Source organism: Bosea beijingensis (assembly GCF_030758975.1).
Taxonomy (GTDB): domain Bacteria; phylum Pseudomonadota; class Alphaproteobacteria; order Rhizobiales; family Beijerinckiaceae; genus Allobosea; species Allobosea beijingensis.
The window spans coordinates 5,502,863-5,527,500 of sequence record NZ_CP132359.1; the positions used below are offsets into that span (position 1 = coordinate 5,502,863).

The 24,638-nt window shown below is 63.0% G+C and carries 28 protein-coding genes and 2 pseudogenes (1 of these 30 cut by a window edge); 18 read left to right on the forward strand and 12 right to left on the reverse strand.

Annotated features, from left to right (window positions below):
• Positions 1-2 precede the first annotated feature (2 nt).
• From rfbC to rfbA, 3 genes are read left to right on the forward strand one after another with little or no spacing between them, the layout of a single operon-like run.
• The gene (rfbC, locus tag Q9235_RS26390; RefSeq protein ID WP_306224683.1) at positions 3-560 is read left to right on the forward strand and encodes a dTDP-4-dehydrorhamnose 3,5-epimerase; all 558 of its coding nucleotides are present in this window, start codon (positions 3-5) and stop codon (positions 558-560) included.
• The gene (rfbD, locus tag Q9235_RS26395) at positions 560-1,468 is read left to right on the forward strand and encodes a dTDP-4-dehydrorhamnose reductase (protein ID WP_306224684.1); all 909 of its coding nucleotides are present in this window, start codon (positions 560-562) and stop codon (positions 1,466-1,468) included. The genes rfbC and rfbD overlap by 1 nt, the downstream gene beginning before the upstream one ends.
• Positions 1,465-2,349, forward strand: coding sequence for a glucose-1-phosphate thymidylyltransferase RfbA (rfbA, locus tag Q9235_RS26400; RefSeq protein ID WP_306224685.1), 885 nt, complete (start codon positions 1,465-1,467; stop codon positions 2,347-2,349). Before rfbD ends, rfbA begins: the two co-directional genes overlap by 4 nt.
• 58 nt (positions 2,350-2,407) lie before the next feature.
• Here the strand turns inward: rfbA and Q9235_RS26405 are convergent, their stop codons facing one another.
• Together Q9235_RS26405 and Q9235_RS26410 are read right to left on the reverse strand one after the other, a co-directional pair.
• Positions 2,408-3,625, reverse strand: a complete 1,218-nt coding sequence (locus Q9235_RS26405) for a GAF domain-containing protein (protein WP_306224686.1) — start codon at positions 3,623-3,625, stop codon at positions 2,408-2,410.
• Positions 3,622-4,170, reverse strand: a complete 549-nt coding sequence (locus Q9235_RS26410) for a biliverdin-producing heme oxygenase (protein WP_306224687.1) — start codon at positions 4,168-4,170, stop codon at positions 3,622-3,624. The genes Q9235_RS26405 and Q9235_RS26410 overlap by 4 nt, the downstream gene beginning before the upstream one ends.
• Before the next feature lie 183 nt (positions 4,171-4,353).
• Here Q9235_RS26410 and Q9235_RS26415 point away from each other — a divergent pair, with 183 nt between their 5' ends.
• Together Q9235_RS26415 and Q9235_RS26420 are read left to right on the forward strand one after the other, a co-directional pair.
• Positions 4,354-5,586 carry a putative DNA modification/repair radical SAM protein gene (locus Q9235_RS26415; RefSeq protein WP_306224688.1) on the forward strand — a complete coding sequence of 411 codons (1,233 nt, stop codon included), beginning with the start codon at positions 4,354-4,356 and terminating at the stop codon, positions 5,584-5,586.
• The gene (locus tag Q9235_RS26420; protein ID WP_306224689.1) at positions 5,583-7,025 is read left to right on the forward strand and encodes a UdgX family uracil-DNA binding protein; all 1,443 of its coding nucleotides are present in this window, start codon (positions 5,583-5,585) and stop codon (positions 7,023-7,025) included. The genes Q9235_RS26415 and Q9235_RS26420 overlap by 4 nt, the downstream gene beginning before the upstream one ends.
• A gap of 136 nt (positions 7,026-7,161) precedes the next feature.
• Here Q9235_RS26420 and Q9235_RS26425 read toward each other — a convergent pair whose 3' ends face one another.
• Together Q9235_RS26425 and Q9235_RS26430 are read right to left on the reverse strand one after the other, a co-directional pair.
• A complete protein-coding gene (locus tag Q9235_RS26425; RefSeq protein WP_306224690.1) occupies positions 7,162-7,449 on the reverse strand; it encodes a hypothetical protein in 288 nt (95 codons plus the stop codon).
• 1,513 nt (positions 7,450-8,962) lie between these two features.
• The gene (locus Q9235_RS26430) at positions 8,963-9,259 is read right to left on the reverse strand and encodes a SemiSWEET family sugar transporter (protein ID WP_306224691.1); all 297 of its coding nucleotides are present in this window, start codon (positions 9,257-9,259) and stop codon (positions 8,963-8,965) included.
• A 167-nt stretch (positions 9,260-9,426) separates the two neighbouring features.
• On the opposite strand from Q9235_RS26430, the gene Q9235_RS26435 reads away from it, so the two are divergent.
• The 3 genes and pseudogenes from Q9235_RS26435 (at position 9,427) to Q9235_RS26445 (ending at position 11,383) form a co-directional block, all read left to right on the forward strand.
• Positions 9,427-9,951 (forward strand): cupin, encoded by a 525-nt coding sequence (locus Q9235_RS26435; protein ID WP_306224692.1) that lies wholly within the window; start codon positions 9,427-9,429, stop codon positions 9,949-9,951.
• A gap of 175 nt (positions 9,952-10,126) precedes the next feature.
• Positions 10,127-10,363 (forward strand): annotated as a pseudogene (locus Q9235_RS26440) (DUF2171 domain-containing protein).
• A 300-nt stretch (positions 10,364-10,663) separates the two neighbouring features.
• Entirely contained in the window at positions 10,664-11,383 is a 720-nt protein-coding gene (locus Q9235_RS26445; RefSeq protein WP_422678407.1) for a dienelactone hydrolase family protein, read from the forward strand.
• Positions 11,384-11,518: 135 nt separating this feature from the next.
• Here the strand turns inward: Q9235_RS26445 and Q9235_RS26450 are convergent, their stop codons facing one another.
• Positions 11,519-12,364: an alpha/beta hydrolase gene (locus Q9235_RS26450; protein WP_306224694.1), complete on the reverse strand. Its 846-nt coding sequence runs from the start codon at positions 12,362-12,364 to the stop codon at positions 11,519-11,521.
• 140 nt (positions 12,365-12,504) lie between these two features.
• Here Q9235_RS26450 and Q9235_RS26455 point away from each other — a divergent pair, with 140 nt between their 5' ends.
• Positions 12,505-12,918 carry a DUF2177 family protein gene (locus Q9235_RS26455; protein WP_306224695.1) on the forward strand — a complete coding sequence of 138 codons (414 nt, stop codon included), beginning with the start codon at positions 12,505-12,507 and terminating at the stop codon, positions 12,916-12,918.
• An 18-nt stretch (positions 12,919-12,936) separates the two neighbouring features.
• On the opposite strand, the gene Q9235_RS26460 is transcribed toward Q9235_RS26455, so the two are convergent.
• The 6 genes from Q9235_RS26460 to Q9235_RS26485 all read right to left on the reverse strand — a co-directional run bounded on the left by Q9235_RS26460 (position 12,937) and on the right by Q9235_RS26485 (position 17,044).
• Positions 12,937-13,959, reverse strand: a complete 1,023-nt coding sequence (locus tag Q9235_RS26460; RefSeq protein ID WP_306224696.1) for an SAM-dependent methyltransferase — start codon at positions 13,957-13,959, stop codon at positions 12,937-12,939.
• Positions 13,959-14,759: a DUF1295 domain-containing protein gene (locus tag Q9235_RS26465; protein WP_306224697.1), complete on the reverse strand. Its 801-nt coding sequence runs from the start codon at positions 14,757-14,759 to the stop codon at positions 13,959-13,961. The genes Q9235_RS26460 and Q9235_RS26465 overlap by 1 nt, the downstream gene beginning before the upstream one ends.
• Complete coding sequence (locus Q9235_RS26470; RefSeq protein ID WP_306224698.1) at positions 14,756-15,379, reverse strand: ChrR family anti-sigma-E factor; 624 nt, start codon at positions 15,377-15,379, stop codon at positions 14,756-14,758. Before Q9235_RS26470 ends, Q9235_RS26465 begins: the two co-directional genes overlap by 4 nt.
• On the reverse strand, positions 15,376-15,918 hold the full coding sequence (locus tag Q9235_RS26475; protein WP_306224699.1) for a sigma-70 family RNA polymerase sigma factor: 543 nt from the start codon (positions 15,916-15,918) through the stop codon (positions 15,376-15,378). The genes Q9235_RS26470 and Q9235_RS26475 overlap by 4 nt, the downstream gene beginning before the upstream one ends.
• A gap of 133 nt (positions 15,919-16,051) precedes the next feature.
• Positions 16,052-16,420 (reverse strand): DUF2147 domain-containing protein, encoded by a 369-nt coding sequence (locus Q9235_RS26480; RefSeq protein ID WP_306224700.1) that lies wholly within the window; start codon positions 16,418-16,420, stop codon positions 16,052-16,054.
• A 30-nt stretch (positions 16,421-16,450) separates the two neighbouring features.
• A complete protein-coding gene (locus Q9235_RS26485; protein WP_306224701.1) occupies positions 16,451-17,044 on the reverse strand; it encodes a hypothetical protein in 594 nt (197 codons plus the stop codon).
• 179 nt (positions 17,045-17,223) lie between these two features.
• Here Q9235_RS26485 and Q9235_RS26490 point away from each other — a divergent pair, with 179 nt between their 5' ends.
• The 6 genes and pseudogenes from Q9235_RS26490 to Q9235_RS26515 all read left to right on the forward strand — a co-directional run bounded on the left by Q9235_RS26490 (position 17,224) and on the right by Q9235_RS26515 (position 21,205).
• Positions 17,224-18,144: an NAD(P)/FAD-dependent oxidoreductase gene (locus tag Q9235_RS26490; protein WP_422678408.1), complete on the forward strand. Its 921-nt coding sequence runs from the start codon at positions 17,224-17,226 to the stop codon at positions 18,142-18,144.
• Positions 18,138-18,344: pseudogene (locus tag Q9235_RS26495) on the forward strand (hypothetical protein); the annotation flags it as partial. The gene Q9235_RS26490 and the pseudogene Q9235_RS26495, both read left to right, overlap by 7 nt.
• Positions 18,345-18,488: 144 nt before the next feature.
• Positions 18,489-19,115, forward strand: a complete 627-nt coding sequence (locus tag Q9235_RS26500; protein WP_306224703.1) for a methyltransferase family protein — start codon at positions 18,489-18,491, stop codon at positions 19,113-19,115.
• A complete protein-coding gene (gene lspA / locus Q9235_RS26505) occupies positions 19,112-19,633 on the forward strand; it encodes a signal peptidase II (protein WP_306224704.1) in 522 nt (173 codons plus the stop codon). The genes Q9235_RS26500 and lspA overlap by 4 nt, the downstream gene beginning before the upstream one ends.
• Positions 19,630-20,184, forward strand: coding sequence for a copper chaperone PCu(A)C (locus Q9235_RS26510; protein WP_306224705.1), 555 nt, complete (start codon positions 19,630-19,632; stop codon positions 20,182-20,184). The genes lspA and Q9235_RS26510 overlap by 4 nt, the downstream gene beginning before the upstream one ends.
• Before the next feature lie 106 nt (positions 20,185-20,290).
• Positions 20,291-21,205 (forward strand): cation diffusion facilitator family transporter, encoded by a 915-nt coding sequence (locus Q9235_RS26515; protein ID WP_306224706.1) that lies wholly within the window; start codon positions 20,291-20,293, stop codon positions 21,203-21,205.
• 14 nt (positions 21,206-21,219) lie between these two features.
• Here the strand turns inward: Q9235_RS26515 and Q9235_RS26960 are convergent, their stop codons facing one another.
• Positions 21,220-21,669, reverse strand: a complete 450-nt coding sequence (locus Q9235_RS26960; RefSeq protein ID WP_422678246.1) for a TFIIB-type zinc ribbon-containing protein — start codon at positions 21,667-21,669, stop codon at positions 21,220-21,222.
• Between the two features lie 405 nt (positions 21,670-22,074).
• Here Q9235_RS26960 and Q9235_RS26525 point away from each other — a divergent pair, with 405 nt between their 5' ends.
• The 3 genes from Q9235_RS26525 to Q9235_RS26535 all read left to right on the forward strand — a co-directional run.
• The gene (locus Q9235_RS26525; protein ID WP_306224707.1) at positions 22,075-22,713 is read left to right on the forward strand and encodes a transglutaminase-like cysteine peptidase; all 639 of its coding nucleotides are present in this window, start codon (positions 22,075-22,077) and stop codon (positions 22,711-22,713) included.
• 413 nt (positions 22,714-23,126) lie between these two features.
• Positions 23,127-24,176 (forward strand): L,D-transpeptidase family protein, encoded by a 1,050-nt coding sequence (locus tag Q9235_RS26530; RefSeq protein WP_422678247.1) that lies wholly within the window; start codon positions 23,127-23,129, stop codon positions 24,174-24,176.
• Positions 24,177-24,433: 257 nt separating this feature from the next.
• Positions 24,434-24,638 carry the 5' portion of a hypothetical protein gene (locus Q9235_RS26535; protein WP_306224709.1) on the forward strand. The gene runs 110 nt beyond the window's last position, so 205 of the gene's 315 nt are visible here — the first part of the coding sequence; its start codon is at positions 24,434-24,436; the stop codon falls past the right edge of the window.

Here is a 24,638-nt window from a genome sequence, read left to right on the forward strand (position 1 = left end):
ACATGCTGAGCGTCGAGGACACGGCGATCCTGGCCGTCAAGATCGTCACGCCGAAGAAGTTCGGCGATCATCGCGGCTTCTTCTCGGAGACCTGGAGCCGCAAGGCCTTCGCGGAGGCCGGGATCGATCTCGACTTCGTCCAGGACAACCAGTCATTGTCGGCGCCGGTCGGCACGCTGCGCGGCCTGCATTTCCAGTCGCCGCCCTTCGCGCAGGACAAGCTGGTGCGGGTCACGCGCGGCCGCATCCTCGATGTCGCCGTCGATATCCGGGCGTCATCCCCGACCTTCGGCAAGCATGTCGCGCTCGAACTCTCCGCCGAGAACTGGAAGCAGTTGCTGGTGCCGGCCGGCTTCGCCCATGGCTTCGTCACGCTGGAGCCGGATACCGAGGTCATCTACAAGGTCACCGCGCCCTACGCGCCGCAGAACGACCACGGGCTCGCCTTCGACGACCCGGCGCTCGGCATCGACTGGCGCCTGCCGCTCTCCGAGCTCACCCTCTCCGACAAGGACCGCAAGCATCCGCGCCTGGCCGAGATGCTGCGCTATTTCGACTGATGACCCTTCGTATCGCCGTCACCGGCTGGACCGGCCAAGTCGTCTGCGCCATGCTGGAGCGCGTGCCCGTCGGCGTCGAGGTCATCGCGCTGCGCCGGCCGGACCTTGACCTCGCCGTCCCGAAGACGGTCGCACCTGCCCTGCGTTCGGCGAGGCCCGACGTCATCGTCAACACCGCCGCCTATACTGCCGTCGACCAGGCCGAGAGCGAGCCGGAGCTCGCCATGCGCGTCAATGGCGAGGCAGCCGGCGAGGCGGCACGGGCGGCGGCTACGCTCGGCATTCCCATGATCCAGCTCTCGACCGACTATGTCTTCGACGGCGGGCTCGACCGCGCTTACCGCGAGGACGACGCGACCGGGCCGATCTCGGCCTATGGCGCAAGCAAGCTCGCCGGCGAGCAGGCCGTCGCAGCCGCGACCGACAACCACGCCATCCTGCGCACCGCCTGGATCTACAGCCCCTTCGGCAAGAACTTCGTCAAGACGATGCTGCGCCTCGCCGAGACGCGCGACGAGGTCGGCGTCGTCGCCGACCAGGCGGGATGTCCGACCAGCGCGCTCGACATCGCCGATGCGATCTTCGCCGTCGCCCGCAACCTGACCGACCGGACGGACGAAGCTCGCTTGCGCGGCGTGTTCCATATGAGCGCGGCGGGCGAGGCCGTCTGGGCCGATGTCGCCGAGGCGATCTTCGCCGAGCGCGAACGCCAGGGCGGCAAGCCTGTCCAGGTCAAGCGCATCGCAACCACCGATTATCCGACGCCGGCGCGCCGGCCGGCGAACTCCCGGCTCGATTGCGGCAAACTCGCGCTCGCTCATGGCGTGCGCCTGCCGGAGTGGCAAAGCTCGCTCCGGCCTTGCGTCGCGCGGCTGCTCAAGGACCAAGGCAAGGACCAGCAACAATGAAGGGCATCATCCTGGCCGGGGGTTCCGGCACCCGGCTGCACCCGATGACGCTGGCGATGTCGAAGCAGCTCCTGCCTGTCTACGACAAGCCGATGATCTACTATCCGCTCTCGACGCTGATGCTGGCCGGCATCCGCGACGTGCTGATCATCTCGACGCCGCACGACCTGCCGCATTTCAAGCGCCTGCTCGGCGACGGCTCCGACTGGGGCATGAACCTGAGCTATGCCGAGCAGCCGCATCCGGGCGGGCTGGCGCAGGCCTACCATATCGGCGCAGATTTCGTCGCGAACAAACCCTCCGCGCTGATCCTCGGCGACAATCTCTATTACGGCCACAGCCTGCCGGAGATGATGGCCCGGGCGACGGCCCGGACGACGGGCGCGACCGTCTTCGCCTATCACGTCCGCGATCCCGAGCGTTACGGCGTCGTCCAATTCGACAAGGCCGGCAAGGCGATCTCGATCGAGGAGAAGCCGAAGGCCCCCAAGTCGAACTGGGCCGTCACGGGCTTGTATTTCTACGATGCCGAGGTCGTCGAGATCGCCCGCTCGCTGAAGCCCTCCCCGCGCGGCGAGCTCGAGATCACCGACGTCAACCGGATCTATCTCGAACGCGGCCAGCTCTCGGTGGAATCCATGGGCCGCGGCTTCGCCTGGCTCGATACCGGAACCCCCGACAGCCTGCTCGAAGCCGGCGAGTTCGTCCGCACGCTCGAAAGCCGCCAGGGACTGCGCATCGCATGCCCCGAAGAAATCGCCGCAAGACAGGGGTGGATCTCGGCCGCGCAGCTCACCTTGCTCGGCGAGAAGCTCGCAAAAGGCGATTACGGACAGTATCTCCTGCGCATCGCGAGCGATTTCGGCAAGGGCGTTCCCTGAAAGCCAGACGCGAGACCGGACCCGGCCACCCCACCTGGCCGGTCAGCCTCGCGTCAACTCACGCCGCGCTTTCGGCTTCGCTGCCTTGTGGAGCGGCGAGACCGCGACCGACATCGGCATATGAGAAGCCCTTGGCGCGAACCTGGTCGGCCCGGTAGACATTGCGCAGGTCGACGAGGACGGGGGCCGCCATCGCCGCCTTGACCCGGTCGAGGTCGAGCGCCCGGAAGATGTTCCACTCGGTCACGATCACCGCGGCATCCGCCGAAGCATCGGTCACATGGGCGGCGGACGAAAGCAGGCCGTTGAGAAAATCCCGCGCCCTTTCGGCGGCCAGCAGCATCTGCTTCTGCGTGAGGGCACCCAGCTGAAGCGCGAAGAACTCACCGAATATCTCCGCGGCGATCCGGCGGTTCATCGAGAGCGAGCGCGGGCTGTAATGGTGGCAGGCGATCAGCCCCCAGAGTGCGCCGTCGACGATGACCGAGACCGACATCGAGGCCGAGACGCCCATGTTGCGGAGGTATTCGCAATGGATGGGCGAGACGCTGCGCAAATGGGCATAGGACAGATCGAGAGGCTCTCCGGCAGCGTCCAGTACGGGCATGATCGGGAAGCGCTCGCCGCTCGAATCCGAAACCACGCGGATCGGATTGAGCAGATAGAGCTGCCGTGCCTGCTGCGGGATGTCGCTCGCCGGGAAATGCTGCCCCATGAAGCTTTCGAGATCGGGGCGCTTGGCCTCGCTGACGACCTTGCCAGACCCGTCGGGCGCGAACTGGTAGATCATCACCCGGTCGTACTGGAGTACCGCCCTGAGCAGACGCGCCGCATTCTTGATCAGCTGGGCCGGTGTCGTGACATCCGAGAGCCGGCCGACCAACGTCCGAGCGAATTCGAGCGGCGAGCTCGGCCCGGCCGGGACGCTCTCCTCGAATTCGATGATGGCGTTGCCCTTGAAGGCATGGATCGAGATGTCGAACTCGCGATCCAGCGAAGGTAGGCGATAGCGGGGCATCAAGCCCGCACGGGACGGAACGCCGGAACGCGCGAGCGCATTGCGCATCTCATGCACGACCGGCCCACCGAGGAGCTCTTCGAGCCTGCGGCCGACGAGCTCGAATTCCTTGAGCCCGAGGAAGGCGCTGGCGTTCGACGAATGGCGCCTGATCGTCACCGCCTCGGCATCGCACACGATCATGCAGCCATGGGGCTGGACGCTGCCGGGAATATGGATCGGCTCGCGATCGCAGTTCGTCAGATCAACGGTCGTCATGCAGGAGAGAGTTCTTCCGATGTGAAGGCCTGGATGGCGTGGACGAAAACGGACCTGGCCGATTGCGCGGCTGCATCCCACGCTTGCCGGTCGAGCCCCTCCAACGCAACGAGAAGCGTGCGCCAGCTATCGAGGGAGCCGGCTTGAGCCGAAAGATAGCGTGCTCCGTTTTCAGGCCCGAACCCCAGCGGTTCCACTCCCTTTACAAGCACCCGAGCCCCCAGGGCCGAACCTTCAAGAACATAGGCAGCCCCCAGGAACGCAGCCATGTCATTTGACAGATGGAAAGGTTCGCTCGCCGGACACGCTAGCGTCAGGTCGGCGAGATCCGCCTCCAACTCAGGCAGAAGCTTGCGCGGTTGCCATGGCGAAACCCGCACGGGTGCGGCGTCCGACAAAGCCGCCTCGACCGGCACGCGATGGCGAAACGTACCATGCAGGAAGCGGGCGTACTCGGCACGGTTCGAGAAGACGCCGACGATAGCATCCAGTTCGCGATGAAGCTCGTTCGTCTCACCGCGCAAAAAACTTCTGATCTCAATCATTCTGTCGGCATCCAGAATCGCCTCGCATTGGCACCGCTATAGCTCAATTTCAGCGGAATCGGCGCTGTCTTCATCGTGGATTTGACCGGGAACGCCTCCAAGATGGCCCGCCCCCTTCGACAGTCAAACTTGAACTCAGCAGGCAGATCCTTTAAGAACATATAGAGAACAAAAGGAAGGGTGATGGCACAGCTCACGGTCCTGGAGAAGCTCGAAATTCTCAGCGACGCCGCGAAATACGACGCCTCCTGTGCATCGAGCAGCAGCACCAAACGAGATTCGCGCGACGGGAAGGGACTTGGCTCGACCACCGGTTCCGGTATCTGCCATTCCTATGCGCCTGATGGCCGCTGCATCTCGTTGCTGAAGATCCTGCTGACGAATTTCTGCAGCTTCGACTGCGTCTTCTGCATCAACCGCTCGTCGAGCAATGTCCGCCGCGCTCGCTTTTCGGTCGAGGAGGTCGTCGCGCTGACCCTGAATTTCTACCGCCGCAATTATATCGAAGGCCTTTTTCTGTCCTCAGGAATCATCCGCTCAGCCGATTACACGATGGCCGAGCTCGTGCGCGTCGCCGAAACGCTGCGCCGGCAGCACGGGTTCCGCGGCTACATCCACCTCAAGTTGATACCCGGCGCGAGCCGCGATCTGATCGAGCGCGCGGGGCTTTTCGCCGACCGGGTGTCGATCAATGTCGAATTGCCGAGCGAGGCGGCGCTTGCGCGTTTTGCCCCGGAGAAGCAGGCAGGCGAGATCAAGAGCGCGATGGGCGGCCTCAAGCTGAAGATCGATGAGGCGCGCGAGGAGCGCGACAAGAATGCGAAGGCTCAGGTCTTCTCCCCGGCGGGGCAGAGCACGCAGATGATCGTCGGCGCCGATGGCGCAAGCGATTCCGCCATCCTGAAGCGCAGCGCCTGGCTCTATGGCAGCTTCGGCCTGAAGCGCGTCTATTACTCGGCCTTTAGCCCGATCCCGGATGCCTCGCGCCAGTTGCCGCTCCAGCCGCCGCCGCTGATGCGCGAACACCGGCTTTATCAGGCCGACTGGCTGACGCGCTTCTATGGTTTCGAGACCGAGGAAATTCTGGGCCGCAACGAGATGCTCGATCTCGATATCGACCCCAAACTCGCCTGGGCGCTGCGCGAGCGCGGACGCTTCCCCGTCGACGTGAACCGAGCCGACCGCGAAACCCTGCTGCGGGTGCCGGGTTTGGGCACGCGCAGTGTCGATCGCATCCTGACCTCGCGACGGTTCCGCCGGCTCAGGCTTGAGGATGTCGGCCGGCTGACACGATCGCTGACGACAATCCGGCATTTCATTCTGGCGGAGGGCTGGCGGCCGGGCAGCGGCCTCGACGCGCAGAACCTGCGGGCCCGGCTGATGCCGCAACCGCGGCAATTGTCGCTTTTCCCGTGATTGCGGCCAGGCTGAACGGCCCTGCGGATTTTGCCGGCTGGCGTCGAGAAACGCGCCGGCTGGCGCTGGCCGGCGTTCAGCCTGAGGCCGTCGCCTGGCTGACGAGCGAGGGCGATGCCGGATTGTTCGCGATCGAAGGCGCCGCCCCGGTCGAGGACGGAAGCCTCGCACTGACCGTGTCTCGCCGTTTCATCGAGCTTGCCGAGAATGTTGTCTGCCATCGGGATGCCGGCCGCTTCGTCTTGCTGCATCGCCTGCTGCTACGTTTGCAGGACGAGCCGCGCTTGCTCGACAATGCAGCCGATCCGGATATCGCACGCGCCGAGGCCATGGCCCGCTCGGTGCGCCGCGACCTGCACAAGATGACGGCCTTCGTCCGCTTCCGGGCCGTGTCGGGCGCGGGCGAGGAAGGCCCCTTCATCGCCTGGTTCGAGCCGGAGCATTTCATCCTCGAACGGGCCGCGAGCTTCTTCATGGGACGCTTCGCAGGAATGATCTGGTCGATCATGACACCGCAGGGGTCGCTGCACTGGGACGGTACGGCCCTCCAGTTCGGCCCGGCCGCCAGCAAGACCGATGCGCCGGACGGCGATGCCATGGAAGCCTATTGGCTCACCTACTACGCCAACATCTTCAATCCGGCCCGCCTGAAGCCGAAGGCGATGAAAAGTGAGATGCCGGTGAAATACTGGCGGAACCTACCCGAGGCCGAGTTGATTGAGCCTCTGATCGCAAGCGCCGCCCGGCGAGCAGAGGATATGGTGATGCGCGCTCCGACGCAGCCACCCGCACGACATGTCAGGCAGCTTCGGCACCGTCCCGAACCGCCGGCCGATGAATCTGCGATCACGTCGTGGCAGGATGCCGCCGCTGCGGCGCAACGCTGTACGCGCTGCGATCTTCATTGCCACGCCACGCAGACGGTCTTCGGAGAAGGGCCGTTGGACGCGCGCGTTCTCTTCGTCGGCGAACAGCCGGGAGACCAGGAAGACCTTGCCGGCCGGCCATTTGTCGGGCCAGCGGGTCAGGTTTTCGATCGGGCGATGAGAGAAGCCGGTCTCGACCGCGCGCGCGCCTATGTCACCAATGCGGTGAAGCACTTCAAATTCCAGCTTCGCGGCAAGCGCCGCATCCATGAGAAGCCCAATGTCGGGGAGATCAAGGCCTGCCGCTTCTGGCTCGATCTCGAACTGCAGTTCGTGAAACCCCGGCTTGTCGTCGCCCTCGGCGCCAGCGCCCTGCGATCGCTGACGGGGCATGCCAGTTCGCTAGCGAGCGCACGAGATCGCGAGCTCGCGCTCGAAGACGGCACGCCGCTGTTGGCCACCGTCCACCCCTCATTTCTGCTGCGCCTTCCGGACGAGGATGCTCGGTCTCGGGAATATGCCCGGTTCGTCGCAGACCTCGCCCGCGTGCAGCAACGTATATTCCGACATTAAGCAGTATCGGGGAGGTCTATACGGCCAACCAGACGGTTTTCTTTTTTGCGCTCGATTGGAGAACGAGCAGCGGCTGTTCGGGCAGCTCCGGATCGAAGGCAGCCCGGTTTCAGTATTGGTTGTCGTTGCAGCGAAGCTACCGCTTGCGCCATTTCGCCAGGCGACCGGCCAGTGCCCGGAAGCCAGTTGGAATCTGCGGCTTGACTGGATTGCGCGGTGCTGCCGGTAATTCTTCTTCCATCACATCGCGAAAGGCTCTTTCAGCTTCCGGCGTGAACTGGACCTGCGCACCCACTCTTTGCGCCATGCGCCGAGCAATTTCGAGAGAGTATCTAATATCATGGGATCGGCCGTATTCGGCGCCCGTCACGTCGCGAAAGCCCCACTCGGTATCAATGCGGCACACCGTCAAGATTTGAACCATTGTCGTTCCTGAGCGAGACGGCAGTGAACGCCGCGAAGAAGCCGAGGTTCCCCCCGCTACTATCAGTGCAGGAAACTGGCCGCCGGGTTCACGTCTTCACAAATCCAGTATGTCTTATCGGTGGCATCGGAGCAGGCACGAAGAACGGAACCTCCGGTCGCAGCCGGCGTTCACCTGCCTCTGGTTTCACCCCGGAACCAAACTCGCCCCGGCAGCTCGACTGGCGGGGCTTTTTTGTTCAGGCTTTGCCGCGGATCCAGTCTATCGCGCTCGACCAAGCGCGGCTGTTTCCGGGCCCTGGGTCGCAACGACGAGTTTCCGCCCTGCATAACGCAACATGGCGGAACAATGGCGAGGTTGAAGCTGTTGCTTGCTCAGCATCGGGAGGAGCACATCATGGGCTTGCTTGAGATCAGCGTCGTTCTGGCCTGCGCTTCGGCCTTTGGCTTCTACATAGCGGACCCACTGGAATAAGATTGCAATCCGGACTGCATTGCGTGCCTTGCCGATACCGGCTCAGTCAGTTCGACGATGTCGAAACCATCGGTCTTCTAGCTCGAAGCACGCCGAGAGCTTGCCTTTTTGTGAGGGTCAGGCGCAGCAGGCCGGGTATCCTTCACGACCTGCTCTGCCGGTGCATTCTCCGGCCCGGATTTCTGTCTCATCTGCGCTCCTGAATGGCTGCGATGATCCAGAAATCCTCCCTTCCCGAAAATCCCTAAATGGTCTCAAGGGCGCTGACGGCGGACACTCATGGGGCGACTCGACAGCCTTCCACCGTCGGTCACGGTCGTAAGCATACAGAAGTCGATATCCTTCATCTTCTCCGCGATGTCGCTGAGGGTAAGCTCGCCCATCTTTTTCTCCGAGGTGAGTATCAATCTTCGTAGAGATCGAACGGGCCGGCGCGGGTCATGTTCCTCCAGGCCGAAAGAACGCTTCTAGGGCAGATTAGCTGGGAGGGGCAGTTCTAGGCAGGCTGTCCAATAGCGTGCCATTCGCAAACCTCTTCGCGGCAATCCGGGCAGCAACTTGGTCCTCAAACGACCTGAGGCTTTTGGAAATCTCGCGGAGCTCGCTTGCTTCGACCGAGCCCTCGGCCGCACCGAAGAGTTCCTCAAAGCGCGCAGGAGGGGACTGGCAGCTGCCGGTCCCCTCTTCCGTCGATGAGTTCAATGAATCTGCTGATGCTCCATCTGCTCCAGATTCGCGCGGTCCACTGAGCCGAACCCCTTCGCCATTCTGGAGGATGCCGATGCGATCGCACGGGCGACGTCAGCATGGGAAACAGCGTGGAGCTATGTTGAGCAAGGTGTGCCGCCGGATGATCGCGAGCGGCAAAGCCAGCGCATGAAGTTTGTCATCGCCTCTGTAGCGTTGGGCACGGAGCACACCAGGGAGATGGCCAGCAAGGCGATTCAGCGGTTTCTTGCAGAAGCCCGCACTCGCAATCCCTAGATCATCGGGCCGCCGGCTGGAACTGGCGGCGCTGATTGGCCCAGCATGCCAGCTGTCAGGAGGACGGATCGATTTGATCCGCTATGGCCTCCTTCTTTTGCCGGGGTAGGAGCGTCATCATGAGGATGAAAGCGGAAATAACGAAGCAGATGCTATTCGTTAGAATGAGAGGCCATTCACCCAGGCCCAGGCCGTAAGCGGTCCATAGAGCAAAACCCGTGACGGTGAAGCCGTATGTCACCGGAGATATTGCCCGGGTATCGCGCGTCGTGACGATCCGCCAAGCCTGAGGCACGAAACTGATTGTCGAACACAGCGCCGCAAATGTGCCAACGACCGCGATCCAGTTCATCGCAGCCGCTTGCCCACGACCTCACCTCCCAGTCGACAAGCAGCTAGGTGTCGTCATGGCACCCTCGGCTTTCCGCGATCGGCGCATAGCTACGGGATAGCTGACGAGGGAACGCCCGCTGACACACCGGAGTTCAGGAGGCTTCTTGCTTCTCTGGAGATGCTGCCATGACCCGGATGACGGTGACCGCCTTGCATTTCGAACCGCGGGGCTTCGTTCCGAATAATCTCAGGTTGCCGGTCCTCATCTACGAAAAGGCGTTCGATCCTGCGGCGATCGGTGACCTCGCCACGTTCATGGAAAAGCGCTTTCAGGACAACGGATGGCCGCCACAGTGGCGAGATGGGATTTACGATTTCGAGCACTATCACGCGGAGGGTCATGAGGTTCTCGGTATAGCAACCGGATCGGCCGAACTGGTTCTTGGCGGAGACGGCGGCCGTGAGATCAGGGTGGAAGCTGGCGACATCCTGGTGCTGCCCGCGGGGACGGGGCATCGGCGGCTCAAGCAGAGTGAAGATTTCCTCGTGGTCGGTGCATACCCGCCCGGCCAGGCTGGAGATATCGTTCGTGAGGAGGCGTCGCCTGCGATGAAACAGAGGATTGCCCTCTTGAGCTATCCACCCAAGGATCCGGTTCTGGGGGATGAGGGTCCGATGCTCCGCCTCTGGGCGAACACCAGCATCACTTGATGTTAGCAAATGGCGGTCTTGCCTCTCGGCTGACATGTGGCAAAGCGCGCGATATCGCCCCGCTGTGCCGTCGCCAGCTCTCCTTCTATGTGTCGTCGCCACGTCGGCACATTGGAACTTCGGTGCCAGACGGTCCGTTGCCGTTCCGTGACGTTCGGAAGGAGAGCAACGCATGATGTTTGTAGAGCAAATCAAGGAGGGTCAGCGTGTCATCGGCTCCGACGAAGGACATGTCGGAACGGTCGATTCTTTGAGTGGCTAGCTTATCAAGCTGAAGAAGAATGATCCCGAGTCGGGAGGAACCCATCATTACCTCGACCTGGCGCTCGTCGTTGCCCTTGAGGACGATACGATCAAGCTGATTGTCCCGGCGGCTGAAGCCAAAGAGAGATGGTCGGAGGCGGCCGAGTAATGGACCGACGCCATTTCGTTGCTGGAGCTGGCGCGACCATCGTATCTGGGCCAGCCCAGGCGAGCGTCACAGTCGACCGCTTTGGTCCGAGCGCGTCTGTAGGCAGCGTCATCCTCCTCTATGGTTCGGACGGTTTGACGAGTAGTGGCCGATATCAGTTCGCCGCGAACATNATCTGGGCCAGCCCAGGCGAGCGTCACAGTCGACCGCTTTGGTCCGAGCGCGTCTGTAGGCAGCGTCATCCTCCTCTATGGTTCGGACGGTTTGACGAGTAGTGGCCGATATCAGTTCGCCGCGAACATGATCGCGGGGGCTGGCTACAACGTCCTGCTACCGCGGTATTTCGAGGCCACCGGCGATCAGCGGGCCCGCTACGGCGAGATCAAAAGCAAATTTCCGGTCTGGCTGGAAGCGATCGAGACGATCACGGGCGATCAGCAGGCCCGTTTCGCCGTTGTCGGCTTTTCGCTTGGCGGCGCATTGGCCTTGGCTCTGGCGGCGCGGGATCGCAGGATCAAAGCCGTTGTCGACTTCTTCGGATTTCTGCCGCCGGGCCTGGAGCGAGCTTCGCTGCCCCCGACGCTTATTCTGCATGGGAATGCTGACCGAGTGGTGCCAGTGTCCAACGCCGAGGCCATCGAGAGACTGGTCAAGAGCAATGGGAGCTCTGTCCAAAGCCATATCTATCCCGGCGAAGGACATGGCCTGTCTCTGGCGAGCTGGCCCGACGCGATCGCGAGGACGCAAGCATTCAACGACGCGGGGCTTCGTCGTTCCCACGAAGCAATGGCCAACGGAACAGGCCTAGAATCGCTCCGGCCGGTCTGTCATCATCCGATAGCTGAGCTTGTAGCGCGCGAGATGCGTCTCATCCGGGCGCGCTTCGTCCCAGGCGGTGTCACCGGCCTCGTTATTCCTCGTCATCCCAATATCCATTCGTCCTGGCTTGATCCGGAACGGCTCTGTCGGCTCAGGTTCGCGGGGGGCGCCAGCGGGTTCCGACCGTTCCGTTCTTCCTGATCTCTTCGATCACCCGATATCGCCAATGCGCAACCGTGGCCTGCTATCGACATCTGGAACGTCCGCTTCCCGACGCTCCAAAGCAGCAACACGCGGTTGAACCACCGCCGGTGCAGAAGCCGGCAGTCCCCCAACTTATGTCGCCTGAAGAAAGGCGACGACGTCTTCGAGAACAGGCGCTTGCCATTGCAGCAGCCTGGCCAGGGCCGTGGCCGTGCTGGCATGGCCGAGCCCCTGATAGATCTTCAGCGAGACCGATCGCGCGCCCGCCTTTCTGAGCGCGAGCGCTAGTCGCTCGCTGTTGCGCGGAAGAACCGTTGTGTCGCTCGATCCCGTCGCCAGAAAGACCGGCGGTACGTCGCGCCTTGCGAAGTTGACAGGCTGAGTTTGGGCGGGGTCGCGTGCGTTTCCGAACGCTTCTTTCGTGACGTCGATGTCGAAGGGCAGAAAGTCGTAAGGGCCGGAAAGGCCGACCGTGGACCGGATCTCACCGGTATGCATTCCGACGGCGGCGAGATAACGCCTGTCCAGCGTCAGCATCATCGCGTTGTAAGCGCCTGCCGAATGCCCCATCAGGTGGATGGCTCCCGGGGAGCCGCCGAAGCGGGAGATGCTGTCTCGCACGAAGCGCAGCGCCAGCGCGCCGTCTTCGATGAAGACCGGGAAACGGACCTCCGGGACCAGGCGATAATCCGCGATCACCGTGACAAAGCCGCGAGCGGACAGCGCGTCCCCTACGAAGGAGTAGGTTTCCTTGGCGCCATTGGCCCAGGACCCGCCATAGATGAAGAAAACCACAGGCTTCGGCGCCCTGCCACCGTCGGCAGGCACGTAGATATCCATTCGCTGCCGGGGATGCGGGCCGTAGGCCACGTCACGCGCGCCGTTGGTCAAGGCACCGGGGCGCAGGGCTGCGCAGGCAGGCAAGGCAAGCCCGGCGAGCAGCGGCAGGATCGTGCGTCGGGCAATCCGGGGCGTCATGGTCACCTGGGGTCGAGGAGGTATCGCCTCCTATACGCTCTGCTTGCCGGAACGGATTTGCGTGACGAGACTGGATCGCGAGCGGAACTGAACCATATCAGCCCGCTCGGCGTATCTCCCGCAAAACCAGGGAGATCGCCATGCGCTTCGTTGCCGGTTATATCGCCTTCCTCATCGCATTCGGCATTTGCGACGCCATCTGGCTGGGCACGATGACGGCCAAGCTCTATCGGCCGGTGCTCGGCGACCTGATCGTCGAGCAGGTGCGCTATTGGCCGGCGGCGCTGTTCTATTTCGGTTTCCCGCTCGGGGTGGTCTATTTCGCGGTTATGCCGGCGCTGCGTGACGGTATCGCGAGTACCGCATTGCTCATTGGCGCGCTCATCGGCATGCTCGCCTACGCGACCTACGACCTCACCAACTATGCCACGCTGCGGCCCTGGACGCTGACGATCACGCTCGTCGATCTCGTCTATGGCACGGTCGTCGTCGGCCTGAGCACATGGTTCGCATTCGTCATCGTCCGCCGCCTTGCTGGTTGGGGCTGGGTCTAATCCCGGCCGGCCAATCCGTCAGGCCGCCTGCAACCGATAGTGATGGACGCCCCAGGCCTCGCCGCCGGCATGGCCGAACAAGCCGCTCGTCGCGAGAAAGAAGAGCCGCCAGCGGCGGCGCCAGAGCGGCGCTTCCGCGCCATAGGTCTCGCGCAGGATCGGATCGATCGTCGCGAGATTGCGATCGAAGTTCGCCAGCCAGTCCTCGGCTGTGGCGCGGTAATGCTCGCCGCTCCAGCGCCACTCGGCCTCGACGGCGAAGAGATCGGGGAACTGGTGCGCGAGCGTCGCGCTCGGCATCAGGCCGCCGGTGAAGAAATGCTGCGCGATCCAGTCACCCGTATCGGCGGCATCGAAGCGATAGCAGCGCTGCCGGTGGGCGAAGACATGGATGAAGAGCCGGCCGTCCGGCTTCAGCCAGCAACGAATACGCTCGAGGAGTTCGCGCCAGTTCGCCATGTGCTCGAACATTTCGACGGAGACGATGCGATCGAAACGCTCTTCGGCCGCAAACGCGTTCATGTCAGCGGTGACGATGCGGAGATTGCCGAGATGGCGGCGCTGCGCCTGCTCTTCGATATAGGCGCGCTGCGAGGCCGAGTTGGAGACCGAGACGATCCGTGCCTGCGGATAGCGCTCCGCCATCCACAAGGAGAGCGAGCCCCAGCCGCAGCCGAGCTCCAGGATGTCCTGCCCGTCGGCGAGACCGGCATGCTCCGCGGTCAATTCCAGAGCTTTGTCTTCCGCCGCCAACAGCGTGTCGCCGGGATCGGCATAGTAGCAGCAGGAATACTTGCGGCGGGGGCCGAGCACCTGGTCGAAGAAGGCGGCCGGCACCTCGTAGTGCTGGGCATTGGCGGCATCGGTATGAACGGCGATCGGAAAATCCGCCATGTCCCGAGCGAAGGCTGCGACATCGGCCGACTGCGCCGCGAGCGAGCGTGCGGTACGTCCAACCAGTGACGCTATCACCATGCGGCTGACGGCATCGGGAACGGGGAGGCCTTCGCCCCAGGTCGAGAGCCTCTGCATGATCGTCATCACGTCGCTCCTTTCGGCGGCAGCGGGATCAGGGCGCTGGTTCGATGCTGGTATGCGCGATAGGCCTCGCCGTGCTTGGCGAGCATGTGCTCTTCCAGGGGCGGGATGCCGGAAATGCGGGTAAGCAGGAGCGTGATGCAGGCCGGCGCCAGCACGGCGAGCCAGCCCCAGGGGTAGGCGGCCGCGGGTGCGATCAGCGCATAGGAGCACCAGAGCAGGCACTCGAAGAAGTAGTTGGGATGCCGCGACCAGCGCCACAGGCCACGGTCGCAGACGCCTCCTGCTCCCGAGCGCGCGAAGGCCCGCAATTGCCCGTCGGCGATGGCGCCTCCTGCAAGGCCCGCGGCGAACACGGCGACACCGGCCAAATCCCGCCAGCCCAGCGAAGGAGTGGGGCTATGTGCCGCGAGGATGATCCCCAATCCAAGGGGAATGCTGACCAGCGCCTGCATCTGCAGCAGGCGGGCCATTTGCTGCGGCGCGGTGCTGCCCCAGTCGCGCTTCAGCTTCGCATAGCGGGGATCTTCGGCGATGCCGGCCGTCCGTCGCGCGATGTGCAGGCCGAGCCGAAGCGCCCATGCCAGAGCGAGCGTTGCGACGAACAGGCGTCGCGACATTGGCCCCGTCCCGAAAGGCAGCAACGCGCCGACGATACCCGTCAGGCCCAGCCCGAAGGTCCAGACCACGTCGATCCAGCCGGAATTGCCCGTCCGGCGCTCGACGGCCGTCGCAAGAGCCATGAAGGCGGCCATGGCCACGGCCACGAAGACAACAGCCGCGATGAAGGATGCGATCGTCAAAACCGCACCAGCGGTTGCAGCAGCCGGCCTAGCCAGCCCTGCAACTGCACGCTCCCCGTCATCGCGACGATGCAGGTGCAGCCCTCGACCGGGTCGACGCGCGGCGTGTGATCATGCTCGGCATCCGCCTCGTCGAAATCTCCGGCGGCGTAGCGCCCGTATTCGTGCTCGTAGGCGCCGGCGAGGATCGTCGTCCATTCGAAGCCCGTATGCTTGTGGTGGGGCAAGGCGATGCCGGGGCCGGCGCGCAGCATGAAGACGCGCGCATCTGCTCCGGGAACCTCGACGCGTCGCATGGCGATGCGGATGCCGATCGGGCGCCAAGGGCCGAAGCCATAAGGGCGCAGCACCTTCGGCATCCCGGTTTCGGACATCGGGGCCGCCGCGGATGCCGGCTCGGCTGGCGCTGCGGTGGCAGCATGACTTGGCCCAGAAGCCATTGCGACGGGCTCAACCGTTTCCAGCAATGCGCCTTGGACGGCCTGGAGCTCCCGCAGGCGCCGCCGGCACTCATGATCCGCCTCGACATGGCAGGCGACGACGACCGCCAGGCCTTCGTCGAGCCGACCCGCCGCGAAGGCGGCGAGCGTCTCGTCGGATGGGCGATGCACGATGCTCATCGCAGATCCTCCAGCCGGCCGCGCAGATGCGACAATGCCAGGCGCAGGCGGGATTTCACCGTGCCCAGCGGGATGGCGAGGTGATCGGCGACATGCTGATGGCTGAAGCCTTCGATGAAGGCGAGTTCGACCACGCGGTACTGGTCGGGTGAAAGCTGTGTCATCGCCGCCCGCACGCGCGCATCGCGTTCGGCGCCGGAGAGCATCGCATCGGGTTGTTCGGGGGCTTCTTCATCCAGAATCTCGTAAACTTGCGACAGCCGCGAACGGGTCTCACGGCGAGCGATGTCGATGCGCAGATTGCGCGCGATCGTTGCAATCCAGGTCGAGGCGCTGGCCTTTGCCGGGTCGAACAGGGCTGCCTTGCGCCAGACGGCCAGGAGCGTTTCCTGCGCAACTTCCTCGGCCAGCTCCGCCGGGGCGCCGCCACGCATCAGCAATCCCTTCACGCGCGGCGCGAAATGGTCGAACAGCGCAGCAAAGGCCGCCCGGTCACCCGAGCGCACGATGGCAGCAATCAGACTGTTGGCGTCGAACAAGACGATGAACCGACCTCCTTGCGCGACAGATCCCGCGTTGCGCATGCCATCCACGGTCAGGGCGAATGCGGGAACCATGTATGGGATACGCGGGCGGAACCGTTCCGGATCACCTGGACGAGAGCGGAGGCCATCACTCCACGGACTTCCAGTTCACGTCGCGGCAGATCAACCGCCCGACGATGCAGCCGCGCGTGGTGAGCGCACCCGGCGTCGCCGTAATCGTCATCGAGTAGGTCCAGTCGCGCTTGGGATCGTAGGCGTTGCCGGAGAACGTCCCATCGGGCTGGCGGGCCAGGGTCATGACGAGCTTGTCGCCGGCCGCCTCGCCCTTGCTTGTGTCGCCGACCCAGAGATTGGTGGCGCAGATCTTGTCTCCGCAGGGCGCGATCCGCACGCGCGCATTGCCGTCATCGCGCAACCATGTCCCGTCGAGATCTCTGGCGGCAGCGCCTCCGAACCAAAGGGCGGCCAAGACGAGGGCGAGCGGAAGACGCTTCATGGCGTTGTCCTTTCGGCAGATGTGTCTCGTCTACGCTGCGCGGACATCGTTGGTTTCATCGGCGCGCGAAATTGTGTCGAGGCGCGCGGCGAAGAGCCATGCGATCAGAGCCGTCAGGGATGCGGCGCTGAGGAAATTCAGGCGCTGCAGGGCTGCATATTCGTCGATCTCGTAGAGGTGTATCGGCGCGCCGAGCCATGCCGCCGGCAGCAGGTACGCGGCGAAGGCGAGCGCGGTGAAGCCGAACGCAAAGGCGCGTTCCGAGCGGCGAAACAGCATCAAAGCCAGCGTGAGACAGGGAAGCAGGAAGACCTCGACCCCTGAGCCGGCCCCGAAGGCGGCGCGACAGAGCAAGGTGTTGCCGATGCCGGCCACGAGAAGCAGAGCTCTCCCAAGCCGGGAATCGCGCCGCATGACGGCCGGCACGGCTGCGAAGAGCGGCGTCGACAGAAAGGTGACATAGGACGGCGTGACGACGGGCGCGACCGCCCAATGAAGATAAAGCGGATAGAAGGGCTGGTTCGAGACGATCACGAGCGCGATGGTATTGGCGATCGCCGCCCGCGGATCGGGATGTGCTCCATAGGCGCGGACCGCCGCAACCACCCGCTTCAGTCGGCTCATCGGCATCGTCACCCCTCGCGGAAAGTCCCGGCCTTTCTTCATTTACGCAGGAGGCGCTGCTGCGGGTCACCCGGCCGGTGCGCTTTTGGTCTGCGGCGGCAAATCCAGACCGGCCCGTGCCGCGTATACCCATCATGACAAATGCAGCAGCGACGATGGAACGCTCACAGGCCAAGGCGATGCGGATCGCCGTAATCGGCGCCGGGATTTCCGGTCTCTCGGCGGCATGGCTGCTGGGACAGGCGCATGACGTGGTGCTGTTCGAGGCTGCTCCTCGCCTTGGCGGTCACGCCAACACGGTTCGCGTCAGGGGTCCCGGCGGCGAGACGGCGGTCGATACCGGTTTCATCGTCTACAACGAGGCGACCTATCCGAACTTCATTGCGCTGATGGAGCATCTCCGCGTCGCCACGCAGCCGACCGAGATGTCGTTCGCCGTGTCTCTCGATGGTGGGCGCCTCGAATATAGCGGCACCAGCGTTGCAGGGCTGTTCGCCCAGCGCAGCAATCTGGTGCGCCCTCGCTTCTGGGCCATGCTGCAGGATATCACCCGCTTCTACCGTCACGCGTCGAGGGATGCGCTGGCGGGCGGCGCGGCCGGCATCTCGCTGGGCGACTATCTGGCAGCGGGCGGGTACGGCGCCGCTTTCCGGGACGATCACCTTCTGCCGATGGCGGCTGCGATCTGGTCGGCCCCCTGTTCGGAAATCCTGGCCTATCCTGCTGCTGCGTTCCTGCGCTTCCATCACAATCACGGATTGCTCCAACTCAGCGATCGGCCGGTCTGGCGTACCGTGACAGGCGGCAGCAGCGTCTATGTCGAACGGCTCCGCGCAGCCTTTTCCGGGGAAGTCAGGTCCGGTACGCCGGTGCGTCAGGTTCGGCGGGNTCGGCCGGTCTGGCGTACCGTGACAGGCGGCAGCAGCGTCTATGTCGAACGGCTCCGCGCAGCCTTTTCCGGGGAAGTCAGGTCCGGTACGCCGGTGCGTCAGGTTCGGCGGGGGGCAGATGACGTCGTCCTGGCGGGCGACGGCTGGGCCGAGACCTTCGATCAGGTCGTCTTCGCGGGCCATGCCGACCAGACGCTCGCCATGCTATGATCCGCCTCGCGCGTGCAACGATGGGCAACATCCGGACCAATATCGTTATTGCACTGGCGTTGAAGGGCGTGTTCCTCGTGACAAGCGTCCTGGGTTACACTGGCCTGTGGGTCGCGATCCTCGCCGATACCGGCGCGACCGTGATCGTCACCGCCAATGCGCTGCGGCTGCTGCGCTTCAACGCCAGCCGCGTGTCGTAGGGAATGTCGCCCCTCGAGGTAGCCAGCTACGGGACCGCGATAGGCTACGTTGCGGGCTTCCTCGCTCTGACATTCGCACTGGCAAGGTNCACCGCCAATGCGCTGCGGCTGCTGCGCTTCAACGCCAGCCGCGTGTCGTAGGGAATGTCGCCCCTCGAGGTAGCCAGCTACGGGACCGCGATAGGCTACGTTGCGGGCTTCCTCGCTCTGACATTCGCACTGGCAAGGTCGTCAGAGCAGCCGTTGTGGCTATTTGAAAAGGGATCGCGTCGACAATTCGTGCCGGCGTTGCTGTTCAGGCTATCCTTCGCGGGAGCGGTGCTGTGGCCGCTCGCTACGACGATTTTCGCCGGCGCGTTTTCCGCCGATCCGTTGTCGGGACTATTGAGCGGAAAAGTGCCCGACCTGATCGGGTTTGCCCTAGTGCTTGCCGGTGCCTGCCTTGCCCTGTTTGCGCAAGTCTACATGGGTAACTCATGGCGGATTGGGGCGGCCGAGGATCACGTGGGGCGTATCGTGGACGGTGGTCCGTTCGCAATCTCGCGGAATCCCGTCTTTGTCGGCCAAGCGCTCCTGTTTGCCGGCCTTTTCATAGCCAAGCCAAGCCTGGTTCAGGCCGGCCTCACAGCATCCACGTTTTATGCGATCGCGCTTCAGGTTCGCGTCGAGGAGAGCGTTTTGCTGGAGGCGTTGGGCGAACCCTATCGCGCCTACTGCGCGCGCGTTGGCCGATGGATCGGCTACCGGCCTCATCAATCCGGGAACACATGATGTCACAGGCCAGGATAACCGGTCGCGTGCTTGCCTGGGCAGGCGTCGCGCTAGCCGCCGACCAGATCACCAAGTGGCTGATCCTCACCAAGGTCATGGTGCCTCCGCGGATCATCGAACTGACGCCGTTTCTGAATATCACGCTCGGCTTCAACTACGGTGTCAGCTTCGGCCTGGGCAGTGAATGGCTCGAAGCCTGGCCTGGTGCGCTCGGCCTTTTCAAATTTGTCGTCGCCATGGGATTGCTGGTCTGGGCCACGCGGAGCGAGACAAAGCTGGAGCAGATAGGATTGTCCCTGATCGCAGGTGGAGCATTGGGCAACGCTACGGATCGCTGGCGACAGGGCGCGGTCACCGATTTCATCGATCTTCACTGGGCAAGCTACCACTGGCCGACCTTCAACGGCGCCGACATCGCCATCAGCATCGGCGTGTCTTTGATAGTGGTCGCCAGCCTGATGCCCTTGATTTCGCGACCGGCCCCATCCAACACTGGATTGGAGGATGGCTCGAAATGATCGGCGCCGGCGTCAGGAAATTTGTCAATGCGCTCGGACAAGCCGATCAAGTCGCCTCCCCGAGCTCTAAAGCGGTCGGCAGGACAGTGGGCCTTGCTCTGATGGGCGTGGGGCCATTCCTGCTGCTGGGAATGACGCATACCGAACCCGTCGCGCGGGCTAACGGCGTATCGATCATACACCCGTGGTCGAGCGGGACGGCCCTGGTCGGGGACGACCTGGCGGTGTTCGCGACCTTTGAGAATAACGCTCCAAGACTGGATCGACTTGTCGCCGTAGAAACGACTGCAGCTTCCGGCGTCGTGTTCGAGAGGAGCGCCGGACACTCAGCAAGCACGCGCATGGACGAGCTGGGAGAGATCGATCTGGCTCCGACCGCAACGACAAGCCTCAAGCCTGACTATCAGCAAATTCGCCTCGTCGGGTTGAGACAGAAAGTCGAGCCAGGTGCCGTTCTGCCCGTCGAATTCATTTTCGCTCGGGCTGGCCGGCTGAAGGCCGAAATTCGGATCGAGAGCCCGGGCCAGCCGGCCCACAACGACCACTCGTAGCTTTGTTGGCTGCGAACTGGGGCGGCCCGGACGGTTGCCCCCTCGTACCAGATCCACCAGGTTTCAATTCCGACCGGCCTAGCTGAAAATCGATCGAGAGGGCTACATGGGCGCAGGACATTCTCACGGCGGAGCGCAAGCCACCGGCGCCGGCAAGCATAAGTCGCGTCTCGCGCTTGCTTTCGGTCTCACGTCGACCTTCATGGTTGCGGAGGTCGTTGGAGGTCTCTGGACCGGCAGCCTCGCCCTTCTGGCCGATGCCGCGCACATGCTCACCGATGCCGGCGGTTTGGCGCTGGCTCTGATTGCCATTCGATTTGCCGAGCGCCCGGCAACGCCGAAGCGGACGTTCGGGTATGTCCGCCTTGAGATTCTATCGGCGCTCACGAATGCGGTCGTGCTGTTGTTGCTGACCGTCTACATCCTGTTCGAGGCATATGAGCGCTTCAAAAACCCGCCGGAAATCCTCGGTGGACCCATGCTGGTTGTTGCGGTCATCGGCCTGCTGGTCAATCTGCTGAGCCTGAAATTGCTCGCCGGCGGCTCGTCCGAAAGCCTGAACGTCAAAGGCGCCTATTACGAGGTGCTCGGCGATATGCTGGGCTCGCTGGGCGTCATTGTCGCTGCCGCAGTGGTGATGTCGACAGGCTGGAAGCTGGCCGATCCGATCATCGGCGCGGCGATCGGACTCTTCATCGTCCCGCGCACCTGGATCCTCCTGAAACAGGCGGTCCACATCCTGATGGAGGGGACACCTCCGGAAGTCGACGTCGGAGCGATCGAAGCTCGGTTGTCGTCACTCCCAAACGTCACCGCGGTCCACGATCTCCACGTTTGGACGCTCACATCCGGTCTCGATGCAATGAGCTGTCACGTCATCACGTCTGACATGTCGCAGGCGAAGAGCACCCTGCAGGCCGCCAGTGCGGCCATGCGCGAGGAGTTTGGAATCTCGCACACGACCATTCAGATTGAGGACGAGGAGATCAGGCAGTCCTCTGGACACGACACGCGGATCTGAGTTTCGCGGTCCGTTCAGTCGAAGATCCGGCCGAGGAACCCACGTCGGCCGTAACCGCCGCCATGGCCACCGCCATGACCTCCTCCGTGGCCGCCACCGTGGCCGCCACCGTGGCCCCCGCCATGACTGTCGTAGCCACTTTGATGACCGCCCTGGGGCGCGTATCCACTTTGATGACCGCCCTGGGGCGCATAGCCCTGGTAGCCAGGCTGGGCAGGTGCTGCCCCCCAGGGAGTTGGAGCGCCGGGCTGAGGTACGAAGCTGGGCTGCGGTTGCTCCTGAACCGAGCCTGGCTCCTTCAAACTGCGCTCAATGATCTTGTCCAATTCACCGCGGTCGAGCCAAACACCGCGGCATTTCGGGCAGTAATCGATTTCGATGCCCTGTCGATCGCTCATAACGAGATCGACACGGCACACCGGGCACGGCAACCCTTCATGCGGCTTGGAAGCGGTATCATTCATTGCAGGCGCTCCTGACGAACACTGGGCGCACAGGATGCAAGCTGTAGTCACTATAGGTTCAAGGCGTCACCCTGGGGCAGATTGACGCAACCCCCTGTGTCAAAGTTTGCCTGGTGCTGAATGCGCTGTCGGATCCTCGACATGCCTGCGGTCTTCCGTCTGTTGCATGCGAACATAAGACACAGCGTAAAAGACACCCACAAGGACGATCAAAGCCAGCGCCAAGGCCGTGTTCCGAGATCTCATTTCAGTATTTCCTGATCCTATACGATGCAATAAGCGACATTCCGGAGAAGGTATTCGTTAAAGAAAACAAATCCTGAATTCCGCTCCTGCAATTCGCGCTGAGATTTTTGTTAGATTTGAATTCGCGAGTGCTACGACAATTCTCGATAGGAGATTGTCATGATTTCGCTCGCCAGATCCTGCTTTGCCATCGCTGCGATCATCGCAGCCCAGTTTTGTTTGTCGCCGGCAAGTGCCAATGGCCTGACCGACCTTGCTCACCTTCATGCGGGACAAGCAGCCTTGCCTCCCATGGGGTGGGGGCAATTTTGCAATGCCAACCCGGGCGACTGCATTCCGCAGCGGACCGTCAGGCAGACCGTGGCTCTGACCGACTCCCGCTGGGCGGAGCTCGTTGAAATCAACCTCCGCTTCAACAAGGCGATCGAGCCGGTAACCGACCTCGACCAGTTCGGCGTTGTCGAGCGCTGGACTTACGCAACGACCGGAAAAGGCGACTGCGAGGACTATGTGCTGGAAAAGCGGCGCGAGCTTTTGAGGAGGGGCTGGCCGATCTCCTCGCTCCTGGTCACGGTCGTGATTGACCGCGAAGGTGGCGGGCACGCGGTTCTTACTGTCGTGACCGATCGTGGAGAATTCGTTCTGGACAACCAGATCGATAAAATCCTCTCGTGGTCGAACTCCGGCCTGACCTTCATCAAGCGCCAGTCCCCGACCAACCAGAACGATTGGCAGGACTTGGGCCGCCTTCTCGGTCGTCCGGACGTTGTGACCGCGAGCATTACCCCATCTCGCTAGGGAAACGGCGGATCGCTTGACGGGAGTTACGCGATCTCGGCTTCGGGGTCGCTCCGCTACAGGACGCCAGTGCGGACGGTACTTGTGGGCAGCCCACACAGCTCAAACGAGTCCACGTGCCGATCGCGGCATCGCGACAGCGAGGGCGCGGCGCGGTATCTGGCACTCCGCCGGCTTTCTCCGATCCGCGGCGAACGCCGCGGTTGAGCGCCCGAGGATCTGGCGGGGACTTTTCACTTCGCAAACTCCTGCGTTCCCGCAGGTGTCGCACCTATAGCGACATGAGGTTCAAGCCCCCATTCTGCCAAAGGTTCAACTGCGCGGCATTTTGCCCCTTGAACCTCTAGTGGCATCAGCTTGTAAGCAGGCTCGCTATTAACGCTTCAGAAGCCATAGCCGGTCACCCTCAAGCAATGTCTCAACGCTCCTCGACCTTGGTCAAAATCGCGACGGCCATCGGCCTTTTGGCGCTGCTTGCCGGCTGCGTCGTCGGCGAAGGTGGTGACGCGCGGCATTTGCAGCCTCTGCCTGCGAAGCTGGTCTCGCAAATGTCGACGAAAGGCATGTCGCAAGCCGATCCGATCTTCATCCGCATCTTCAAAAAGGAGAGCGAGCTGGAGGTCTGGAAGCGGGATCGGAGTGGCCGGTTTGCCCTCCTGAAAACCTATCCGATGTGTCGCTGGTCGGGGCAACTTGGCCCCAAGACGCGCGAAGGCGATCGGCAAGCGCCAGAGGGAATTTATACGGTCACTTCTGACCTGATGAACCCTCGGTCGCAGTTCTACCTATCGTTCAACCTGGGCTATCCGAACGCCCTGGAGCGGTCGCAGGGCTTCACGGGTTCGGCGCTGATGGTCCATGGGGCCTGCACGTCCTCAGGCTGCTTCGCCATGACCGATGATGGCGTGACCGAGATTTTCGGATTGGCTCGCGAGGCGTTCGCCGGCGGCCAGAAGAGCTTCCAGGTGCAAGCGCTGCCCTTCCGGATGACCCCCGAGAACATGGCGGCTAACCGCAACAGCCCGCACATCGCTTTTTGGCGCAATCTGAAGGAAGGGTTCGATCACTTCGAGGCGACGAGGCAACCTCCGAAGGTTGCAGCCTGCGAAAGGCGATATGTCTTCAATGCCGCGGGGGACAACTCGCGTTTCGTCGCCGGCAGCCAGTGCCCGGCCTACGAGATCGAACCGGCCATTCAAACTTTGATTTCGGAGAGACGCGCAAGCGATGACAGGCGCTACAGCGAACTCACGAGCACGAGTGCTCCCTCTCCTGTGCTCGCATATGCCGATGGCGGAATGCACTCCAGCTTCCGCAAGATGCTGAAGGAAATGGGTCCCGAGCGCTTGCAGAGCCTTGTGGCCGGCCAGGTTGAAATCAGCCGACCAGACGCTGCGCTGCTCGACCCCTATGGAGCAACCGGATCATCGTCCGAGGCGACCGGCTCGATCGCCGTTCGGTGACCTCCAGAGCAATAATTCTCATCGAGTTCCAAGTATGTCCGCACATCAAGTTGACCGCGCTGGGGCCGCTGCGAAGCTCCGCAAGCGCAACCGTATCGTGTTACTCGCGCTGATCGCCTTCATTGCCTTCGCGTTCGTGCTGAGCTTTCGCCATGTGACGCGAGAGATGGGTGGCGCTGCCACTCAGCGATCCGGAACGACGAACTAGGTGGTGCTCAGCTTCGCGGACCAGCAGCTCCAAAGGAGGGGCTAATCTCATGCTGAGCAGCATTCTGGCGTTTCTGATTCAGTTGTTGATCGTCGACCCTCTGACATCCCAGATCGATGCGCGCCTGAAGCAAGCGCAGGTTCCGCCCGCGCTCGCTTCCTCGGTCAATTCCTGCGTGAAGGATGCGTTGCCCGACCTCGTGAGACGAATTGCCTCTCAGCCGTCTCAGGGTATTTCGCTTGCAGCGGAGATCT

Coding starts and splice junctions, on each gene's coding strand:
- rfbC (WP_306224683.1), top strand. CDS start 3: ATGCTGAGCGTCGAGGACACGGCGATCCTGGCCGTCAAGATCGTCACG.
- rfbD (WP_306224684.1), top strand. CDS start 560: ATGACCCTTCGTATCGCCGTCACCGGCTGGACCGGCCAAGTCGTCTGC.
- rfbA (WP_306224685.1), top strand. CDS start 1,465: ATGAAGGGCATCATCCTGGCCGGGGGTTCCGGCACCCGGCTGCACCCG.
- Q9235_RS26405 (WP_306224686.1), bottom strand. CDS start 3,625: ATGACGACCGTTGATCTGACGAACTGCGATCGCGAGCCGATCCATATT.
- Q9235_RS26410 (WP_306224687.1), bottom strand. CDS start 4,170: ATGATTGAGATCAGAAGTTTTTTGCGCGGTGAGACGAACGAGCTTCAT.
- Q9235_RS26415 (WP_306224688.1), top strand. CDS start 4,354: ATGGCACAGCTCACGGTCCTGGAGAAGCTCGAAATTCTCAGCGACGCC.
- Q9235_RS26425 (WP_306224690.1), bottom strand. CDS start 7,449: ATGGTTCAAATCTTGACGGTGTGCCGCATTGATACCGAGTGGGGCTTT.
- Q9235_RS26430 (WP_306224691.1), bottom strand. CDS start 9,259: ATGAACTGGATCGCGGTCGTTGGCACATTTGCGGCGCTGTGTTCGACA.
- Q9235_RS26435 (WP_306224692.1), top strand. CDS start 9,427: ATGACCCGGATGACGGTGACCGCCTTGCATTTCGAACCGCGGGGCTTC.
- Q9235_RS26445 (WP_422678407.1), top strand. CDS start 10,664: ATGATCGCGGGGGCTGGCTACAACGTCCTGCTACCGCGGTATTTCGAG.
- Q9235_RS26450 (WP_306224694.1), bottom strand. CDS start 12,364: ATGACGCCCCGGATTGCCCGACGCACGATCCTGCCGCTGCTCGCCGGG.
- Q9235_RS26455 (WP_306224695.1), top strand. CDS start 12,505: ATGCGCTTCGTTGCCGGTTATATCGCCTTCCTCATCGCATTCGGCATT.
- Q9235_RS26460 (WP_306224696.1), bottom strand. CDS start 13,959: ATGACGATCATGCAGAGGCTCTCGACCTGGGGCGAAGGCCTCCCCGTT.
- Q9235_RS26470 (WP_306224698.1), bottom strand. CDS start 15,379: ATGAGCATCGTGCATCGCCCATCCGACGAGACGCTCGCCGCCTTCGCG.
- Q9235_RS26480 (WP_306224700.1), bottom strand. CDS start 16,420: ATGAAGCGTCTTCCGCTCGCCCTCGTCTTGGCCGCCCTTTGGTTCGGA.
- Q9235_RS26485 (WP_306224701.1), bottom strand. CDS start 17,044: ATGAGCCGACTGAAGCGGGTGGTTGCGGCGGTCCGCGCCTATGGAGCA.
- Q9235_RS26500 (WP_306224703.1), top strand. CDS start 18,489: ATGTCGCCCCTCGAGGTAGCCAGCTACGGGACCGCGATAGGCTACGTT.
- lspA (WP_306224704.1), top strand. CDS start 19,112: ATGATGTCACAGGCCAGGATAACCGGTCGCGTGCTTGCCTGGGCAGGC.
- Q9235_RS26510 (WP_306224705.1), top strand. CDS start 19,630: ATGATCGGCGCCGGCGTCAGGAAATTTGTCAATGCGCTCGGACAAGCC.
- Q9235_RS26515 (WP_306224706.1), top strand. CDS start 20,291: ATGGGCGCAGGACATTCTCACGGCGGAGCGCAAGCCACCGGCGCCGGC.
- Q9235_RS26960 (WP_422678246.1), bottom strand. CDS start 21,669: ATGAATGATACCGCTTCCAAGCCGCATGAAGGGTTGCCGTGCCCGGTG.
- Q9235_RS26525 (WP_306224707.1), top strand. CDS start 22,075: ATGATTTCGCTCGCCAGATCCTGCTTTGCCATCGCTGCGATCATCGCA.
- Q9235_RS26530 (WP_422678247.1), top strand. CDS start 23,127: ATGTCTCAACGCTCCTCGACCTTGGTCAAAATCGCGACGGCCATCGGC.